A 20,956-nucleotide genomic window follows, 5' to 3' on the forward strand; every position below is an offset into this window, starting at 1 on the left:
ATCGATCTCCTTGGTTATAGGTGAAGCTGCAATTCAGAAAATTTCCTGCTGTACTGGGTTTACGTTACATTGTTCGGCCAAAGTGGTCCATGCTACACTTCATGTATTCTTTTGTAGAGGACGGAGGACGCAACCAAGATGAATCATTTACTTAATCAAATCTACAACCGTCTTTTGTCTGGGTCTTACCGGAGCATACGAACCAAGCTGCTCTTCTGTTTTCTCATTGTGACGATTATTCCGCTGCTCTCGCTTGGAGCCTTGTCTTATTACCAATCTGCGAAGGTCATTAATTCTCAGTTTGGCAAATATGGAGAGAATGCCGTGGCTCAATTAGAACAGCAAACGAGCTCTTATTTGAACCGAATGAATCAGACTACGGAAACGATTTATTCTTATTTACTTGATCCTGCACGGGTTGATTTAGGGGATCAGGTACCTACTACGTATAAAGATATTATGGCCAAGAATGATTTCGAAGCGCTCCTGAAAGCGCTTAAATCAGATCGAACAATTGGTATCTATATCATTACGCGTTCCGGCTATTATTATGGGGAAAATAATCTCGATGTATCCAAGCTCAGCCTTATTCCCGCATGGCAAGCGATGCAGAATTCGTATTCTGGTAAGCATTGGCTAGGTTTTTACCCTCAGAATCACGGTATGAATGACACGATTACGAACGGGATTTCGATGCTTGGCTTGGCTGTTCCGGTTAATAGCCCTTACGGAGCGCTGCAAGGAAGTAAAATTCTAATTGAAGAAAATGCCGAAGATCTGCTTCATATGTTCCAGCTGTTCGAGAATGATACGAAGGCTCATCTCCAAATAGACGATCCACAGGGAAGGGTTATCTATGAAACGGCAGCCGCCTTCCATTCAAAAGAGAGTGATATCGTATGGAATAAAACGATTGCTGTTAATGGGTGGAGCATCGAGGCGAGATTGCCGGCTACTTCGTTCTACCACTCTTCCGGCATTATAAGGTCGAATACCATTATCGTCGCTATTGCTTCCTGTCTGCTGGCCTTTGTACTAGCGTACTTGTTCTCTTCCCGGTTTACCGCACGTATTCGCCGTCTTAAGGATGCGATGCAGAAAGTAAGCTTCGGCAAGCTGCATACGAGGACGCTGGTTGAATCCAAGGATGAGCTGAGCAGTTTGGATACAAGCTTTAATAGTATGGTGAGCGGTATACAGTCGTTAATTGGCGAGGTTGAACGGAGCGAGCGGCTAAAGAAGGATGCGGAGCTCAAGGCCTTCCATTATCAAATAAATCCCCATCTACTGTTCAACACGCTCAATTCGATACAATGGAAGGCGAGATTGCAAGGAGCGGAAGATATTCGTCAGATGCTGTACCACCTTACTATGGTGCTTGAAGGCAATTTGGATATTTCACATGAGCTGATCCCTATTGAGCGTGAGCTGCGCATGATTGAGCATTTTCTAAAAATCCAGGAAATTCGCTATGGTGCCATGTTCGAATATAAGCTCGAATGCGATGAGCAGTTGAAACGCTATCTGATTCCCCGTATGACGCTGCAGCCGTTATTCGAGAATATATTTTTCCACGGCTTCGAGGATGGTAAAGGTGTGATCCATTTAACTGTAAGGGAATCAGGCAATCATCTACTGCTTACGCTTTCAGATAACGGGGCTGGCATTCCTGCAGAGAAGCTGAGGCTTCTATTGCTGCCGAATATGACGAAGCGCAAGGGCAGGGGAGGACTCGGAGTACAAAATGCCGATCAGAAATTCAAGCTGCACTTTGGACTGCAGTATGGGTTAACCGTACAATCGATTCAAGGTGAAGGGACTACGATCATCATCGAATGGCCTAAGAAGGAGGAGAACCTGAATGGAAACAACCAAGACAATTAAGGTGTTAATTGCAGACGACGAAAGCATAGTCCGTAAGGGACTCCGGTCGACCGTCCCATGGGATAAATATGGAATGGAAGTGGTCGCGGATGCTCCGAACGGCCGCAAAGCATGGGAAGCCTTCCTTGAGCATCGGCCTGAGGTCGTTATTACGGATATTGTTATGCCTGAGATGGATGGCATCGAATTGTCACGCAAAGTAAAGGAGACGGCGCCTAATACAAAAATTATTCTGCTCAGCTGCCACCGGGATTTTGAATACGCTCAGCAGGGAATGAAACTGGGCGCATCTGGCTATTTGCTCAAAACGGCCTTCGAGGATGAAGAGCTGGAAGGTATGTTGGAGAAGTTTCAAAGCGAGCTATTGGCAGCTTCGGAATCTAAGGTGACTATGGAAAACGCCAGCGATCAGGGAGAGCGGCTTAGTACCTTGTTATATGCTTGGCTGAATGGACATAACGATAAATTTGTTGGCGAAATGGAGAAGCGTACTCGAGAGGAGTGGTATTTCCATGGTGAGCCTGTCTATATCTATCTGGTCAAGACTTCAGGCTGCGAGTCATCCTGGCTGGATCTATTAAAGGAAGCAGCATACGAGGACCGGAGGTTCTGTGAAGGGGCTATTATTCCTTATGGGCAGGATCGATGCTATTGTATCGTACCAAAGTCTGAGTTGAATGCCGTGGACATGCTGCTGGTGGAACAAAAGAGCAAGAGTGCGAAGCTGCAATGGGCCAGAAGAGGGCCGCTCTTACATGCGGATGAACGGCTTCAAGCATGGTCAGCGCTGCATCAAGAAGCCGAACTGGAGAAAATCCACAGCGTATCTGCGGTGGATTGGCCGGATGCCATTTGGCGAGCAGTAAAACTGCTGCATGATAACCCGGCTGCGGAATGGTCGGTCAGCGATGTAGCAAGGCAGGTCGGCCTCAGCCGCAGCCATTTCTCAATCCTGTTCAAGAAAGCAGTGGGCGATAGTTTCGTAGCCTTTCAATATAAACGAAAACTCAAACTAGCCTATGTGTTATTGAAAGATACGACCCTTACGATGCAGGATATTGCCGAGCGTACGGGACTTGGCGACAGCAAATATTTCAGTAAATGGTTCAAGCGTTGTACGGGGCAAACACCTAGCCACTACCGTGCCCAACAAAAAAACGATACGCTCCTAACAGATGTACACCTGCCCAAGTGAATCGAACAAAAACACACAAATGTTCGAATAGTAAACGGTTTTGAACCGCTTTCATTTTAGTTATGATGAGAGCAGTTCAAATATGAAATACCACACACGGATAGGGGAGCTGCCAGAATGAAGAAGAAAATTTCTCTTATTGTTCTTACGACTGCTTTGACAATGACAATGCTTAGCGCATGCATGGGTAATAACGAAAGTGCAAATGGCACGACGACGCAGCCCGAGAGTGGTAATGGTTCTGCAGAAGTGAAAACGCTTCGATTTGCCACATGGGATACTGGAGATGCGCTCAAGATTGAGCAGGATATCGCTAAGAAATTCGAAGCCAACCATCCTGGCACGAAGGTTCAGGTAGAGGCTTACGCGGACGGATTTGACCAGAAGCTGGCTGCTGGCTTCGGAGCTGCGAATCCTCCCGATGTCATGTATATGTGGGATTTTCCAACCTATCACCAGTCACTTCAGCCGCTTAACAGCTACGCAGACGGAGACAAGGACCTGAACAAGGATGATTTCTACAGCGGCTTGTTCAATTACGCGACAATTGACGAAAACCTCTATGGTATTCCAGCAGGATTCACGACTCGCGTTGTGTACTACAACAAGAAAATGTTTGATGATGCGAAGATCCCTTATCCGAAGGATGGGTGGACATGGGATGACTTCCAATCCATCTCCAAGCAACTGACAGATAAAGCAAAGAAGCAGTATGGCTTCGGTGTTCGGGCTGATAACGACACGTATGATCTGCAGGGGTTTGTATGGAGTAACGGCGGCTCTTATATCTCAGATGACGGCAAAACGATTAATGGCTTCATGAACAGCAATGAAACCGCAGACACGATTCAAATGTTTGGCGACATGGTGAAGAACGGCTCTGCCGTGCTTGCAGGCGGCAAAGGTCAGCAAAGCGGAGAGGATATTTTCAAAGGCGGCAAAATCGCCATGTGGGAGAGCGGCATCTGGCCACTCGAATCTTTCAGACAAGCAGGCATAGATGTAGGCACCGTGGAGATGCCAGCCTTCCCAGGCAAGCCAGTTAAAGGCGTTGTTGCAGAATCTGCGCTGTCCATTGCCAAGGATTCCGAAAATAAGGATCTGGCTTGGGAATTTATCAAATATTATGTATCCAATGAAGCGATCAAGATGCGCGTAGCAGATCTGCCAGTAAGGGAAAGCGTCGTGAAGGAGCTCAAGAAGGATCAAGATCCTCTGTACAAGCCGTATTATACGATGCTGGAGCGTTCTGACAATACACCTGCCTTTCTGCTTAATTCGAAGTGGAATGAAGTAAATAGACAGCTTTCCGCGGCAGTAGAAGCCGTTGTTCATGGCAGTAATGCACAGGATGTACTGAATCAAGCCGTCAAGGAAAGCGAACGTTATTTGAAATAAAATTACAGCATCAGAAGGAAGGTTAGGATATGGCTCATACCTACCCGCAGACAGCAGGGAAACAATCGGCCAGCCTAGGGCCAAGAAGGAACCGCAGATGGGTTGGGGCTGCGCCCTACCTCTTCATTTTCCCGTGGATCTTCGGATTCCTTGTGTTCACTTTAGGGCCATTGTTGTTCTCACTTATCATCTCATTGTTTGACTGGCCAATCGTGGGCAAGGTGCATTTTATTGGATTAGGCAATTATGTGGAAATGTTTACCGACGATCCATTGTTCTGGAAGTCATTCGGAGTCACGCTTAAGTTCGCCGCTCTGTTTGTTCCGCTCAATATTGCAGTTGGGTTGGGACTTGCGATTCTGCTCAATCAGAAGACACGGGGCAATGCTATTTTTCGAACAGCCTTCTACCTGCCTTCTGTCATCTCGGGCGTTGCTTTGGCTATGATCTGGTCTTGGGTGTACAGCGGTGATTACGGTATATTGAATTATTTCCTGTCGATCATCGGTGTACAAGGACCGGACTGGTTGAATGATAAGCATTGGTCACTGGTAGCAATGGTTGTTGCAAGTTTATGGGGACAAGGCTCAATGATGCTCGTCTTTCTCGCAGGGCTCAAGGGGATACCTAAGGATCTCTACGAATCGGCTTCGATTGATGGAGCGGGTAAGATCAGGCAGTTCATCAGCGTTACGATTCCGATGCTTAGCCCGACGATTTTATTCAACCTTATTACTTCAATTATTGCTGCCTTCCAACAGCTGACTCTCGCGTTACTGCTCACTGGTGGCGGCCCTATGAAATCTACGTACTTCTACGCGATGTATATGTATGAGAATGCGTTCAAGTTTTTCAAAATGGGCTACTCTGCAGCAAATGCATGGTTCATGTTCCTTATTGTGCTCACATTAACCTTCCTTGTATTTAAGTCTTCAGAGGCTTGGGTGTTCTATGAAGGCGAAATGAAGCGCAAGCCGGAGAAGAAATCCAAGTCTGTTAGAAGGGGGAGATCTGCATGAAACGAATCATCGTTTATGCCCTACTGATCTTCTGCTCGCTGTTGTTCGCTGCTCCACTATTTTGGGCAGTGACGACAGCTCTCAAGTCGCAATCAGAGCTCTATCTTTTTCCGCCCAAATGGATTCCTTCTGAATGGCAATTCAGCAACTTTGCTAATGCCTGGACGATTCAGCCCTTTAACTTATTTCTGAAAAATACGGTCATCGTGACGGCCTTGTCTACGATTGGTCAGTTGATATCCTGTACCCTCGTAGCATACGGGTTCGCGAGATTTGAATTTAGGGGACGCAATCTGCTATTTCTCGTCGTACTAGCGACGATGATGGTACCTTGGGAAGTAACGATGATTCCGCAGTATATGGAGTTTAACTATTTGGGATGGATTAATACGCTCAAACCGCTTATCGTTCCATCGTGGTTCGGTTCGGCTTACTTCATCTTCCTGCTGAGGCAGTTTATTCTGACGATTCCACGTGAATTAGATGAAGCCGCAACTATTGACGGAGCCAGTAAGTTTGGCATTCTTGTGCGGATCATTGCTCCGCTCATGGGACCTTCGCTCATATTAGTCGGCGTGTTTCAAATAATGAGCTGCTGGAACGATTATCTGGGACCGCTGATTTTCCTTAATGATCAGACGAAGTACACACTGACGCTCGGATTATCGCAGTTCAAAGGCATGTTCGGTGTCGATATGCAGTCCATTATGGCGATTACCTGTCTAATCTCGATTCCTCCGCTCGCTGTATTCTTCTTTGCACAGCGTTATATTGTTGGTGGAATAGCGGGTACGGGGATTAAGGGATAGGTAGAGAGATAGAGATTTGAGAGGAGAAGCAGCTATGCGAAACGAGAAAGTAGAACGCGATTGGGATAACCTTGCCGTGCTGGAGCGTGGCCGAGCGAGAAGCCGGGCATACTTCGTCCCGTATTCCGATCGTGCTGGAGCTCTGAGCTATGACCGAGGGAGCTCCCCTTGGTTCCGCTCACTGAATGGCAGTTGGAAGTTTCATTATTCGAAGGGGCCTGAGTGGGCACCGGACGGATTTTATGAAGAGAAATATGATGCATCCAGTTGGTATGAAATTCAGGTTCCAAGTCATTGGCAGCTGAAAGGCTACGGAAATCCACATTATACGGACTTATATTATCCATTTCCTGTCGATCCGCCTCATGTGCCTAATGATAATCCGACAGGCAGCTATATACGGGAATTTGAGCTTCCGGAACATTGGGATGGAAGAAAGATTGCTGTCAAGTTCGATGGAGTAGATAGTGCTTTTCATGTGTGGCTAAACGGGACATTCGTCGGGTACAGCCAAGGAAGCCGTTTGACATCGGAGTTTGATTTGACTCCTTATATAAAGCCGGGGATCAACCGTATGGCTGTCCGCGTTTACCAATGGTCGGACGGCACCTACTTGGAAGATCAGGATATGTGGTATATGAGCGGCATTTTCCGGGATGTTTATTTGATTTCGGAGCCATCATCGGTCCGTATTGTGGACTACCGGATCGTTACGGAGCTGGATAACGAATATTGCGATGCCACGCTTTCTGTAGAGGTAGAGCTGAGTGGAGAGGACTTGCGAGGAGAAGTGCGTCTGGACCTGCTAGATCAAGAAGGCGCACTTGTTTCTTCTGTGGTGAATGGAATCGCCGCTGCTGATGATCAGACTTCCGTTGCTTCGTTCGCGATTCCAGTCGTGAAGCCTGCACTCTGGAGTGCAGAAGCGCCTGCTTTGTATCATCTAGTGATTCGTATAGCGGATCAGAATTCTAAAGTGGTCGAGACAGTTGCCCAAAGAGTTGGCTTCCGCAAGATAGAAGTAAAGAACGGCCAATTCCTAGTGAATGGCAAAGCGATTTTACTCAAAGGCGTAAATCGGCATGATCATCACCCCGATACGGGACGAACTGTCACGCTTTCGACGATGATCCAAGACGTAAAAATGATGAAGCAGCATAACATTAATGCGGTCAGAACGGCACATTATCCGAATGATCCGCGGTTCTATGATGTTTGTGATGAATATGGCTTGTATGTCATGGAAGAAACGGATTTGGAGACACATGGCTTTGAGCTTTTGGGTAATATTTCCAAGCTAAGTAATGACCCTGCCTGGCAGGAGGCGTATGTGGACCGGGTTCGCCGTATGGTAGAGCGTGATAAGAATCATCCTTCCATACTGTTCTGGTCGCTTGGCAACGAGTCCGGCTTTGGCTGCAACTTCCGGGCGATGTCGGAATGGTGCAAACAGAACGATCCAACCCGTCTTATTCATTATGAAGAAGATCGCGAAGCGGAAGTGTGTGACATTGTGAGCACGATGTATTCCTCCGTGGAGAAGATGGAAGGCTTTGGCCAGATGGTTGAACACCCTAAACCGCATATTCTATGTGAATTCGCTCATGCGATGGGGAATGGCCCAGGTGGGCTGAGGCTCTATTTCGACACCTTTGACGCTTATCGAAGATTGCAGGGCGGCTTCGTCTGGGAATGGATCGATCATGGTATTCGCAGGAAAACAGCCGATGGCAAAGACGATTACGCTTATGGTGGAGATTATGGCGATGTTCCGAACAACAGCAATTTTGTTATTGATGGTCTTGTTCGTCCGGATCGAACGCCATCTCCTGGACTTATTGAATATAAGAAGATTATCGAGCCTGTCAGGGTCGAGTATATAAATAATGATCGCATCCGAATCACCAATCGTTATGACTTTATAACGCTTGATCACCTCTATGCAGATTGGAGCGTGACCGTAGATGGACGGACTGTCCAAAGCGGAGTACTGCTGCTGCCTCGGATAGGCCCAGGTGAAAGTGAAGAGGTGTTCGTTCCTACTGGAAATGATTCGCAGCTGACCCTTTTGGTGGAGGGGGCGGAGCGTTGGCTGAATATCGGCTTTTCGCTTGCAGCTACTTGCATTTGGGGAGAGCGTGGGCATGAAATCGCATGGGCGCAGCTTGCTCTTGAAGCTGTGGGGAATGAGCAGAGCAGCACAAGTATCCATGGGGATAACGCCGCCGATGAAGGATTTACTCCGGCAGCCGCTAATCTGCCTATTCAAAGCTTATCCTGCACGGAGGAAGGGCGACGGATCGTCCTAGAGAACGATTATTTCAATGTGGCTTTCGATTCTCGGCAATCGGGGATCAGCTCACTCCGAATAAACGGTCAAGAGCTGTTGAACAAAGGACCGCGTCTCAACTTCTGGCGAGCGCCGATTGACAATGATATGTATGTCCTGCCTGATTGGCGCAAGGCGCATCTCGATAAACTGACGGAACGAATCGATACATGCCGCTGGGAGCGATTGGATGAAGGGACGATTCAGATTAGATGGACCTCCCGTATTGCTCCACCAGTTTACGATTGGGGCTTCCGCTGTGAAACGATTTACACCATAACAGGATCCGGTCTAATGACTATCGATGTGCACGGCGTACCAGAAGGCAAGCCGCCTGCTATGATTCCTAAAATTGGACTTCAAATGGAAATACCTTCTGATATGAATGCTGTTAAATGGTATGGCCGCGGTCCGGGAGAGAATTATTCCGACAGCAAGGAAGCAGGAAGATTTGGTGTATATAGCAAATCGGTTGATGAACTTTTTACTCCATATATCTATCCGCAAGAGAACGGAAATCGTACAGATGTTCGATGGGTATCCATCACAGATGGCAGCGGTATTGGGCTGCTAGCTGCAGGTGCGCCTACGCTTGAATTCAGTGCTCGACGTTATACAGATGCTGACTTAGAAGCAGCCAAGCATGCGAGTGATCTAGTTCCGCGGGATTTCATCACGCTCAATTTGGATTACCGCCAGAATGGTCTTGGCAGCAATAGCTGTGGGCCTGCTCAATCGCCAGACAACACCGTTACGTCAGAGGAATTCCGTTTCCGTCTGCTGCTAAAGCCCTATCTTTCCGAAGATGCAGCTCCAGAGCGGCTCAGTCATCAGATGAAATGGGAAGCGAAGCACCTACAACAAGAGGGGAACTAACCATGCTTAATGCACAAGCTATACTGAATGAATCTGATATTCTTGATGAATAATGCTACTGAAAGGCTCCGTGAGGGGCCTTTCAGCCTTATTCCTGATCAAAGAAAGGAGTAGGAGATGTCCGATTATTTAAAGGATTTACTGCGTCTGCCCGTGGGTGTTCGCCGCTTCTTAATGACCGAAGCATTATACGGGATCGGAATCGGCCTGTATGCACTCGTTCTCAATTTACATTTATTGTCCAAAGGATTAAAAGAAGACCAGATCGGGGCATTGGTATCTGTAGGTATATTAATTATGGGGATATTAGCCATTCCTGTATCCTTGCTTGCCAATCGATTAGGTCGCAAAAAGCTGCTGACTATTGGCATTCTGTTTGTTGCAGCAGGCAATATTTTGTATGCGCTCAGTGGAGAAATTGTTTATTTCTACTTGGCACAAGTTCTTGTCTCGATCGGATTGACGCTAGTGGAGACAACAGAGGTACAGCTTCTCTTCCATTATTGCTCTTCACGCAAGGAAGAGATGCGTGCATTCTCACTCATGTTCGCAGTCTTTACAGCCTTCACAGGAGCAGGAACCTTAATCGCAGGATATCTTCCTAGCGGAGCAGGGGAGGGAGAAGGCTATCGGACTGCTCTTCTTTTAGCTGGTCTGGTGCTTGTTATACATGGGGTTATCCGTGGCCTAATACTACCTGCGGAGAGCAGCATCACTCTGAAAGAAAACAGTCAAGGAGCAATCCGAAGCCGAGAAAGCTTGCCCCGTTGGAAGCTGAAGCTGCCAAGCTCTAAGCTGTGGCTGTTCTCAGTGTTCATGGCTCTACTTGGAGGTGCGCTCGCTATTACGGGGTCATTCTTAAATGTCATCGTCAAATACCGGTTGGGTTGGCTTGACGATAACGTTTCCCTGCTGCTCGCTGTAGCAGGTATAGTCCTCTTCGTGAGTTCCTTGCTGACCCCATATATGATGGAGCGATTCGGCCAGCATCATGCTATTATTTCTGTTTTTATCATCAATATAGTGCTCTTCACCGCTCTCTTCTGGGTAATGCCGGTTTGGATGTTTATGATATTGTTCCTGATTCGCGGGGGCGGAGCGACAATGCTCTCCAATTTAGTGGACAGCCAGTTAATGTCTGCACTAAAAGAAAAGGAGAGGAACCTCTTCGCGGGTATGCGGTCAGTGTTCCGCAGTGTTGGTTCTTCTATCACAACTTATTTTGCGGGATTAATATTGGCTGGCGCAGATTATCAGATGCCCTTCCTCTTCACTGCGGTGGTGCTGGGCATAGGGTTGGTTTATTATATGCGGTGGGTTCGTCCAATTCTTGATTAAACCAATATCTCCATTTAAGAACGGCAATGTGCCGTTCTTTTTGTTATATACGGTTTTGATACAATTGCGATTTCTTCAACGTTAATTGTTAAGTAATGACCTTAATGAAAGGGAAAAAGAAAGCGTGTTTGAATAATTCTGTGAAAATGTTAATCCTACAAGTGCAATTAGCTGTGTTATAATTTTTCGCAGAAGGTGAACGTTGGTATTTTACACCAACTTAATTTACTTGGAGGTACATATGGTTAAAGAAGGAATGCAGATCAGAACATGTATTATGGCAGTTATTTTAGGGTTGTTGCTGCTTTGTATCGTTCCGATGTCCAGCGTTTCCGCAGGGGAACCTGCGATTGCGAATGGAGAGACACTAAAACTAAATGGTGAAATTGTGAAGATAACGGATCCAGTTTATACGCTGGATGGTAGATTGTATGTGCCAGTGGCTCGGATTGCTGAAATATTAGGTGCGAAGGCAAGCTGGGATAATGTAAATGAAGAAGTAACGATACATACGGCATTCAACGATCACATCGTGCTTGGAAATGGCGTACCGGTTGTATATTTCAACGAAGGCCGCTACCAGATGGAAGCGGTTCCGGTCTTAATGAACGGCAGGCTATATGTACCACTGCGCCAATTGTCGGAAATGATGCATGCAAACGTTACATATAATCCAGAATCAGGCATTGTCGAACTAACAAGAGTGCAGCCAGCTATAATAACGGAAGAGTATGGATTGGATGAGATTAGCAAGGCATTTGGAAGCAGCAAATCCGAGCTATTGAAGCGGAACGGATTGGATGGCAAGGCGACGATCAAGCCGGGAACGAAGTTGAAAGTGGTTATTCCTTCGATTTTTAATAAAGCAGCAAAGCCGTATACACAATCAGATTTAATGCTGCTTGCCAAGATTACGATGGTTGAATCCGGAAATGAAACTTATGAAGGGCAGCTTGGCTTAGCCAATGTTATATTGAACAGAGTGAAGGATGCAAGCTTCCCGGATACGATACATGACGTTATTTATTCAGGAAAGCAGTTTCCTCCAGCTCATAACGGCAAACTGGACAAAAGTAAACCTAACGCAAGTTCTCTACGTGCCGCCAAGGATGCGTTGAACGGGAAAAATAATGTTGAGAATGCGCTCTATTTTTTCAATCCCGATGTTTCCAAAGGATCGTTTTGGTCCAGCTTGGATGTCATTGTGACGATCGGAAGTCATAGTTTTGCAAGTTAGTCAGACCTCTCTCCAAATGCAAGCTTCGGTTTCCCTAGTTTCCACCCCCATAAAACAAATCAACCACGTCCTTGAACTGCACCCCACTTGTTAGATGGTGTCTAACAAATGGGGTGCAGTTCACCTCTGGACGTGGTTTTCTGTTTATTTTGTTTCTACTCTTATTTCTTTTTCAGTATCCTTCAGACTCTTGAAACTATCTAACATGACTTTGATTCGCTCTATGTCCTCTGTGCTCCACTCTTCGTATCGATCAATTTCATTACTAAGATATTGGATTGCTGGTGGGTATTGTTTTTGCGATTTAATAAAAAATGTGGCAATTGATCCGGTGATCATTCCAATTAAACCTATTCCGAAAATCATTAATATAATAGCAATAACACGGCCTATTGGAGTTACTGGGGATAAATCACCGTAACCAACAGTTGTTGCTGTGACAAAGGCCCACCAAAGGGCATCTTCATACGTTTGAATGGATGGCTCAACTAGGCATATTGGAATAGCGGAAATAAACAAGAGAACGAATGTTACTGTTAAAACTCTATTCAAACCGTTTGTATTAAGAATTTTGAATACAGGCCCAAAAAAATGAGAAGATACCGATATTAAACGAATTATTTTAAAAAAACGGGCAATACGCGCGATTCTGAAAATAGAATCTAAAGGGATAATCGCGATTATATCGAAGGGGTTTTCCTTTATGTAACGCCATTTGTTTTCTGCCCTAACAAATCTGATCGTAACGTCTAGGAAAAATATAACCCAAATGATCCTGTCGATAATTTGTAAAGATGCTTCATCGATCCAGATGAAACTAATTGAAATAAGGGCTAGAGAAATCATAATGATTTCGTAGATTATTTCTGTTTTCGTTTTTTTCATTTAAGAACCGTTCCTTTTTCCCAATCGGTAGAGGGATTTTCTTGAACATAATTGTGTATTATTCTACATCAAAAGACTCAATTTGGCGATAGTTGGAAAAAGCTAAGATTTCTATTTGGTGTTTTATTAGGTACCTATTTAGAAGTATCTTCACTCAAAATAATGAGAGTATTATCCATGATACAACCATGGGCGAATCTGCTTGTCCAAGGAGACTATCTATGAACAAGATATTGGAAGGGTCTCGGTCTTGTTCGTTTATATATGATTCCATTTGTAGAGATTATCCGTTAACTTTTTACCGAGCCAAACAACTCGTGTTTTTCTGTTAATTAGCGTTTCATCATAATCCTATTATACTTACTGGACCGGATAATGAACTATAATTCAACAGGTTGTTGTTTTGTTGATTGACTGCTAATGTTTGATTACAGTGGCTGACGATCAGAATTTCCGTGAAAGGAATACATATCATATAAATTACAATTCCCTATTAACAAGCATGAACCAGCGATGGACATTTATCTAAATTAACTAAAATGCAGCGAAAGAGGCTGATTTCCAAATGAACGAAAATCAATCCGCAATTATGAACGAATTTGGCACCCAAGGTCCTATGGCGCCGAAGGATCCGCTTGAGAACCGCAGCGGATTTTTTATAATGTTTGAATCGATTATTGAAGCGACGGCCAATCCCAACGAAAAGTTCTCCCAAGAGATTTATTTGGAAGGAGAACAATTAATCGAAAAAGCCAAATTTACGGGCGGTATCAAGGATGAGAATATCCTGGAACTTCTGAAGAGCTGCAGTGGATTTCGCCGGTTGGTTCATAGTATCGGAATATCTGTGAAGTCGCATGAAAAAGAGGATTTGAATGTCTTCTTTTCGATGGAGAATTGGGGAAAAACGAGCAAATATGAAACGGGTACTCGAGTGAGAATTCCCTGTACGGCTGACGGCTCTGAAACGATATTGACTCTGGCTGACTGCGACTGGTCTCAGGATGATGATGTACCAGGAAAATTTGCAGTTGAATTCGATTATGCGGGCGCACTGGCGACGGCAAGCATTATTTTTTACCTGCATGAAGGGTTTCAAGTTCCCGAAATCACGGTTGAGCCACCGGTTGATTTCAGGTCTAAGGCTTACTTAGAGATGATTGCCAAATCACTCTTAAACAAAGGCAACAACAAGAGATTGAAAGCGGCCATCGAGAAAGCGAAAAGAGGCGAGGAAGTCACGATCGCCTATATTGGCGGCTCTATTACTCAAGGAGCAGGAGCCAAACCGATTCACACGGAAAGTTATGCTTATAGGTCGTATACCATCTTCAAGGAAATGTTCGGCCAAGGTGGCGGTGACCATATTCATCTGATTAAAGCAGGAGTGGGGGGGACGCCCTCGGAGCTCGGAATTATCCGTTATGAACGGGATGTCCTGAGAGATAAATCCATAGAACCCGATATCGTGATCGTGGAGTTTGCCGTCAATGACGCAGGCGACGAAACGAAAGGAATCTGTTTTGAGAGCCTTGTATTGAAAGCTCTCGCCGGCGGCAACGAACCAGCAGTCATTCTAATGTTTAGTGTATTCGTAAACGACTGGAACCTTCAAGATCGGCTTTCTCCGGTAGGATGGCATTACGATCTTCCTATGGTCAGCGTAAAAGATGCTGTAGTAGAACAGTTCAGTTTAACCAAGGCCGAAGGTAACGTTATCTCCAGAAGACAGTACTTTTATGATATCTATCATCCGACAAATGCGGGACATAAGGTGATGGCCGATTGTATCGGGTATTTATTTGCTCAAACTAACCAGTCCGCCTCAGACAGGGATGATATTTGGATCGATAAGCCTCCCGTCATCGGGAACGATTTCGTCGATACATATTTGCTGGATCGCAGTAGGGATGTAGACATAGCTAGAATAGATCCCGGCAGCTTTGGTGATATCGATGCGGATCTGCAAATGGCGGAAATGGATGATGAACCTTTTGGAAAGCCTCAATTCACTAATAACTGGATGCATGCGGCCGAAACTGGAAGTGATAGCTTCAAGATGACGATCCAGTGCAAGCGTCTCATATTGGTATACAAGGACTCAGGAAGCGGCGATTTCGGAAATGCGGAAATTTGCGTAGACGGGCAGTACTTAATGGTCGCAGACCCGCATGTAATCAACTGGACGCATTGCAATGCCGTAATTTTGATAAATGACCATATCTCTAATGAGCATATCGTGGAAATCAAGATGGCGGCTGGCCACGAAGAAAAACGCTTTACCATTCTGGGTTTTGGTTACGTCCAATAACACACAAAACACGCCGAACTAGGCGTTTTTTTGTGTGTTATGGGTGCAGCCTTCTTCGGCTTAGGGCAATATTGTAAAATAACCATGATCATTTCGATACCTTGGGACGAGTCTGCGTAGAAGGAACGGATTCTATAAGCCTCAAAGAATAAGCAACTAGTAGAGAGCCGGCGAGGATTAGCATCGTAGGTTCGTTGCTGCTGCATGTACAACATAAGTAAATATCGGACAACGATGTCAAGAAATGCATCTTGCATATCTTATGAATGATCAAGGAAAATTGTATGATATACTAGTATTTCTTTTACTGTGAAATGGGGTTGTCGGAGTGCGGAAGCAGTTATGGAACAAGGTTAAGCTTATGCTTACCGTATTCATGCTTGTTCAGACGTTGACAGCATGTGAAGATCGGATACCCACGGATGTAAAGCCAAATTCGAGCGAGGGAAAAGCGGAGCTTTATTCAGATCCAGGTTTAAGCAAATACAATCCTCCGATCGAGGTATCGTTGGTACGGGAAACGAGCGACGACTTGTTTGATCTGATTAAAACCTATCCGGGTGATACGTTGGAAAATAATCGCTGGAGCCGATTATATGAAGACGTGTTGGGGATCCGAATCAAGTACGATTGGACCGCCAACCGCGACCTTTATCAGCAGAAGCTGGGCTCTGCGCTGGCTTCAGGAAATATTCCCGACATCGTTAGAGTGAGCGCGCAGCAGCTGCGGCAGCTAGCCAACGAAGGCTTGATTCAAGACCTGACCGACGCTTATGAGCAATACGCGGCGTCATTCACGAAAGAAGTGCTTAGCCAGGAAGGGTCGGGACCGTTCGAAGCGGCAACGATCGACGGAAAGCTAATGGCCATACCGGAAACGGCTGCTTCGATCGAAGGAGCGCAGTTTATATGGATTCGAACCGACTGGCTGGATCGGCTAGGCTTGAAGCCACCGAGGACGATGGACGATTTGCTTTCTATTTCGAAAGCGTTTACAAAAAACGATCCTGACGGGAACGGAAAGGATGATACGTTCGGTCTGGCGCTTACTCAATATTTGTGGGACCCCGTAATGGGTTTGACGGATTTCATGGCCGGATTTGGCGCATATCCGAATATGTGGATTAAAGACCAATCGGGTAAGCTCGTGCATGGATCTGTTCAGCCGGAAGTGAAGAAGGCGCTGAGCGTGCTTCAAGGAATGTACCGCGACGGTCAAATCGATAATGAATTTGCATTCAAGGACGGCCGCAAAGAAAAGGCTTTAATTGCAGAGGGAAAGATTGGCATCATGTATGGCGAGCAATGGGGTTCTTTCATAGTGCAATCGAATTACGAGAACGATTCCCATGCGGATTGGCGAGCTTTCCCAATCGTGTCAAACACGGAAACATTGCCAAAGGTGCCGCTAAGATTCGCTACCTCTCAATTCCTTGCCGTAAGGAAGGGGTACGAGCATCCTGAAGCCATCGTGAAGTTGATCAATTTGCACCTCGAGAAAAACTGGGGCGTCACGGCCCAATACGAGACGTATTACAGCACGCCGTTCCCGGTCTGGCAGCTTTCGCCTGTCACCCCGGCTCCTTTGTTGAAAAATTACGAGGCATTTCGCCAGCTCGAAGAAGCACGAAGAACAGGAGATGCTTCCGTGCTGCATGACGAAGCCAAAGCGATCCAAAAAAACATCAATGCTTATTTAACGAAAAATGACATCACCGGATGGGGATGGGAGCGAACCTACGGGCCTTCGGGTGCGTTCGCGATTCTAGAACAGTACGAGAAGAAAAACCAGTTATTGTACGAGAGCTTCGTAGGCGTTCCGACGGAAGCGATCATTGAGAAAAAATCTATCCTGGACTCTCTGAAAAACAAAACGTTCATGAACATTATTCTCGGCCGTCCGGTAGAAGACTTCGATCGTTACGTCGAAGAATGGCATCGATTAGGCGGGGCGGAGATGACGGACGAAGTCAATCAGTGGTATTCGGAGAAAGGCCAGAGTCACGAATGAACGCTTATGTGAAAATCCCGTACCAGCGCTGTTATGTTGTCCATATATTAATCAGCATGCGAGGAGTAGTGTAAGTATGCTCAAGATACCCGTAAATTCATTGCGCCACTCCCTGTTCTTGAGGCTTGTGCTTATGTACCTCATCGTAATCTTTCCTATCATATTGCTCTGCGTTTATTTGTATAATTGGAGCTATAACAATGCAAGCAGCGACATCTCAAGAAACACTCTGGCGCAATTGTCGTCTTACCTGGAAGATATGAACCGCGAGGTCGAGTGGCTGGAAGTTCAGCAGTTCGATATGCTCCAGGAAGGAGAGCTCAATAAGATCGCGGTTACGTGGAATATGATGGACAGTGTCGAGAAGAAGGAAAGCATGGACTACTTGTTACATCGGCTTACTTCGATTAAGAATAGCAGTGCATATATGAAGGATATCTACGTTCACATTCGTTCGATTGGAAAAACGCTCTCGTTCGGCAACGGTGTACATGATTTCGAACAAGATAGGTATGACCAGATTCGTTCAGCTTTAGATCGCAGCACCGCTAGCCGCCTCATCGAGCAAAATGGTTCACTTCATCTCAGCGCCTCCAAGTTTGGCGGGAAGAAGGGAGAAGAGCCTCTCTTTATTGTGCAGATAGAACTCGATACAGTGAAGCTTAAGGAATCGTTGAACCAGCTAAGCGTATATCCTGAGAGCGGCTCTTTCCTGATCGCGGAAGGGGCAGGGTTTACGTTGCTTAGCAATGATCAATCGTCTGATATTATGAATGATTATTTGAAAGCTTCGAACCGGTCTGACGAACGATCTTTGCTGCTAAAAGCGGACGGGAGAACGTATCATGTCGACAAAGCCGAATCGGCTCAATTGGGGCTTACGATCGTAACGTATTTGCCTGAAGAAACGGTCAAAAGGCCGCTCAACAAGTTCAATCTATGGGCTTGGTTGTTCACGATCACGTCGATTCTTGCGATCGTCGTCTATTTCTTCTCAACCTACAGGCTTGTTCATAGACCGTTGCTGCTTCTCGTTCAGAACTTTCGGAGAATGGAAGGTGGTGCTCTGGATATTCAGATTGAACACGGCAGCAAAGATGAATTTGGCTACTTGTACGATCGGTTCAACAAGATGCTGAATAAATTGCAAACGCTTATTGATCAGGATTTCAAGCAGAAGCTGATGATGCAGAAAGCGGAGTTGAAGCAGCTCCAATCCCAAATCAATCCTCATTTTTTATATAATAGCTTCTTCATCCTTAATTCACTCGCCAAGACGGGTGATACAGACCGAATCGAGCTGTTCACCAACATGTTGGGCGAATATTTCCGTTTTATTACACGCAACGGTGAAGAGAATGTATGGCTTTCCGAAGAAATTAAGCACGCACGGATGTATACCGAAATCCAGAAACTACGATTTTCTAGGCGCATTAGTGTCCAGTTTGACGATTTGCCTAAGGAAATGGAAAGAATTCGTGTGCCGAGACTCATCATTCAGCCTATCATCGAGAACGCTTACGAGCATAGCCTGGAGAAGATGCAGGAGGAAGGCTTTCTCCGCGTATCGTTTGAACACAGTGCTTCGGAGTCGCTGATTGTTGTCGAGGATAATGGCAACAGGATGGATGCGAGCTCGATTGAGTCACTGAACGATCGATTGGCGAACAATAACGAGGCGCATGAAATGACTGGCATGATTAATATCCATCGCAGGATTATGCTGACCTACGGCGAAGGAAGCGGCTTGTTTCTGTCAAGAAGTGAGATAGGTGGCTTGCAGGTAGCGATTCGAATTCATTTTAAGGAGGCGGAAGGAGATGTACCGACTGCTAATCGTCGATGACGAGGAAATTATAACGGACGGACTCTACGAAGTGTTAAGCAACCTTATGCCTGATCAGTTGGACGTATGTAAGGCTTATTCGGCGAAGGAAGCTCTGGGCTGGATGTCGCGTTCGAGGATCGATATCGTCATGACTGACATTGCTATGCCTGGGATGAACGGCTTGGAACTGTCGGAGGAAATTCTGATGTTTTGGCCACGATGTAAGGTGATTTTCCTGACTGGTCATAGTGAATTTGACTTTGCTTATCGCGCCTTCCAAATGCCGGATGTCCGTTATCTGTTGAAAACGGAAGGTTATGCGAAGGTAACCGAAGCGGTGAAGGGAGCTTTATCCGATATTCATCGCTGCAACATGGAGAGCAAGCTGTTGGAGCGATCACGTGAGCAAATGTATGCTTATGAATTCATGGCGCAAGGGGATTACATGAGGCATTTGCTTCAAGAGAGTGACGTGTTGTGCGCGGAGCAAGACGTGATCGTACAAGAATTCAGCAGACTAAACATTCGTTTGGATCCAACGAAAAGTGTCATGCTCGTTCTTGCTCGCTTGTCGTATCCCGAAGGAATAACATATACGGAGAGAAGCCAGCTTCTTGCTTCGGCCAGAATGGTGTGGGATTCCTATTTAAAGGATCATGCGGGCAACATCGGCATTGTTGACAGGCACGGCGACCTATTATGGTTTCTTCAGCCGTTATCGAAGGGAAACGAGATGCAAGGTGGAGATTTTATCCAGTACATGGAAGGCGTACTTGAACTTGTCCAGGAAGTTTGCCAAGCTACTCTTTGCCTGGATATCTCACTGACGATAAGCGGCACATGCTGCGAATGGATCGCCACTACCCAACAATACGAGAGACTGCGACGATTGCAGCAACTGAAGATTGGTGACGGCATTTCCATGATCTTGCGGGATCGCGACGAAACCATCGACGATTTGGCAAGCAAAGAGGGATTCCTGTCAGGCCGCAAAATTGAAATTCTGGCAGCTCATTTGGAAGCGGGCCGCTCAGAGGAGTTTTTCGCCGAATTGGAGCAATTGTCGAGTTCTGCGCTTCAGCATAACGAGCATGTACAAAAATCAATCGAAGCGTATTATTCGGTTGCCCTTATGCTGTATGCTTGTCTGAACCGTTTAGGTTTGCATTGTCGTATTGATGATCATGACAAGCTGATGCGACTGGATGGTCATTCATCGATGAAGGATGGGTTCTGCTATTTGAAGCAAACCGCAGAAGCGATCTTCCTTTACAAGCATAGCGAGGAACGGGACAGAACCTCACAAGTGATCGACCGGATATGCGAGTACATTGATGAACATTTAAGTGAAGACATATCTTTGGTTCGGTTGGCGGAAATCCACTATTTCAACCCGTCTTATTTGTCGCGTTTCTTCAAACAGGAACGCGGTATTAACTTGTCTGAGCATATCGATACATGCAGGGCAAGAAAAGCGAAACAGCTGCTTCGGGACGGAGATCTGAAGGTCCGCGAGGTTGCTGTATCAGTCGGCTATGAGGCGGCCCATTCGTTCACACGCTTCTTCAAGAAGGTGACAGGAATGACGCCTCAGGAGTATCGTGAAACTCTCGCTGCAACTTAATTTTTAGTAGAATTTGCGCAAGGCTGCCCTATATTCGGCAGCCTATTTGCCTTTTTAACTTGAATTTTCAAATCAACAACCTATAATGCGACAGGTAATAACGAAGAAATAGACAGGTTGTTCGCTAATCCGGTTGACTTTACTATGAACAGTAGTAGGGAAAGAGGTGAAAGTCTTGCAAACGTATAAGAAGAAACGTCTTTGGCTCACCG

The 20,956-nt window shown here is 45.9% G+C and carries 13 protein-coding genes; 12 read left to right on the forward strand and 1 reads right to left on the reverse strand.

Features of this window, described 5'->3' with window-relative positions; translation table 11 throughout:
- Positions 1-138 precede the first annotated feature (138 nt).
- The 8 genes from CEF13_RS08215 to CEF13_RS08250 all read left to right on the forward strand — a co-directional run bounded on the left by CEF13_RS08215 (position 139) and on the right by CEF13_RS08250 (position 12,085).
- Positions 139-1,884 carry a sensor histidine kinase gene (locus CEF13_RS08215; RefSeq protein ID WP_102710238.1) on the forward strand — a complete coding sequence of 582 codons (1,746 nt, stop codon included), beginning with the start codon at positions 139-141 and terminating at the stop codon, positions 1,882-1,884.
- On the forward strand, positions 1,862-3,079 hold the full coding sequence (locus tag CEF13_RS08220) for a response regulator transcription factor (protein WP_102710239.1): 1,218 nt from the start codon (positions 1,862-1,864) through the stop codon (positions 3,077-3,079). The genes CEF13_RS08215 and CEF13_RS08220 overlap by 23 nt, the downstream gene beginning before the upstream one ends.
- Before the next feature lie 117 nt (positions 3,080-3,196).
- Positions 3,197-4,477, forward strand: a complete 1,281-nt coding sequence (locus CEF13_RS08225; RefSeq protein WP_102710240.1) for an ABC transporter substrate-binding protein — start codon at positions 3,197-3,199, stop codon at positions 4,475-4,477.
- Positions 4,478-4,506: 29 nt separating this feature from the next.
- Positions 4,507-5,496, forward strand: a complete 990-nt coding sequence (locus CEF13_RS08230) for a carbohydrate ABC transporter permease (RefSeq protein ID WP_102710241.1) — start codon at positions 4,507-4,509, stop codon at positions 5,494-5,496.
- Entirely contained in the window at positions 5,493-6,305 is an 813-nt protein-coding gene (locus CEF13_RS08235; protein ID WP_102710242.1) for a carbohydrate ABC transporter permease, read from the forward strand. The genes CEF13_RS08230 and CEF13_RS08235 overlap by 4 nt, the downstream gene beginning before the upstream one ends.
- Before the next feature lie 34 nt (positions 6,306-6,339).
- Entirely contained in the window at positions 6,340-9,510 is a 3,171-nt protein-coding gene (gene lacZ, locus CEF13_RS08240) for a beta-galactosidase, LacZ type (RefSeq protein WP_102710243.1), read from the forward strand.
- A gap of 117 nt (positions 9,511-9,627) precedes the next feature.
- Entirely contained in the window at positions 9,628-10,848 is a 1,221-nt protein-coding gene (locus CEF13_RS08245) for an MFS transporter (RefSeq protein WP_102710244.1), read from the forward strand.
- Positions 10,849-11,089: 241 nt separating this feature from the next.
- Complete coding sequence (locus CEF13_RS08250) at positions 11,090-12,085, forward strand: cell wall hydrolase (RefSeq protein ID WP_244917058.1); 996 nt, start codon at positions 11,090-11,092, stop codon at positions 12,083-12,085.
- Between the two features lie 144 nt (positions 12,086-12,229).
- On the opposite strand, the gene CEF13_RS08255 is transcribed toward CEF13_RS08250, so the two are convergent.
- Positions 12,230-12,970, reverse strand: coding sequence for a potassium channel family protein (locus tag CEF13_RS08255; protein WP_102710245.1), 741 nt, complete (start codon positions 12,968-12,970; stop codon positions 12,230-12,232).
- A gap of 565 nt (positions 12,971-13,535) precedes the next feature.
- On the opposite strand from CEF13_RS08255, the gene CEF13_RS08260 reads away from it, so the two are divergent.
- The 4 genes from CEF13_RS08260 to CEF13_RS08275 all read left to right on the forward strand — a co-directional run bounded on the left by CEF13_RS08260 (position 13,536) and on the right by CEF13_RS08275 (position 20,744).
- Entirely contained in the window at positions 13,536-15,281 is a 1,746-nt protein-coding gene (locus tag CEF13_RS08260) for an SGNH/GDSL hydrolase family protein (RefSeq protein WP_102710246.1), read from the forward strand.
- A gap of 361 nt (positions 15,282-15,642) precedes the next feature.
- The gene (locus CEF13_RS08265) at positions 15,643-17,292 is read left to right on the forward strand and encodes an extracellular solute-binding protein (RefSeq protein ID WP_102716278.1); all 1,650 of its coding nucleotides are present in this window, start codon (positions 15,643-15,645) and stop codon (positions 17,290-17,292) included.
- Between the two features lie 76 nt (positions 17,293-17,368).
- Positions 17,369-19,138, forward strand: a complete 1,770-nt coding sequence (locus tag CEF13_RS08270) for a sensor histidine kinase (RefSeq protein WP_102710247.1) — start codon at positions 17,369-17,371, stop codon at positions 19,136-19,138.
- Positions 19,113-20,744, forward strand: a complete 1,632-nt coding sequence (locus CEF13_RS08275) for a helix-turn-helix domain-containing protein (RefSeq protein WP_102710248.1) — start codon at positions 19,113-19,115, stop codon at positions 20,742-20,744. The genes CEF13_RS08270 and CEF13_RS08275 overlap by 26 nt, the downstream gene beginning before the upstream one ends.
- Positions 20,745-20,956 lie beyond the last annotated feature (212 nt).

The organism is Paenibacillus castaneae, from assembly GCF_002884445.1.
Lineage (GTDB): Bacteria > Bacillota > Bacilli > Paenibacillales > Paenibacillaceae > Pristimantibacillus > Pristimantibacillus castaneae.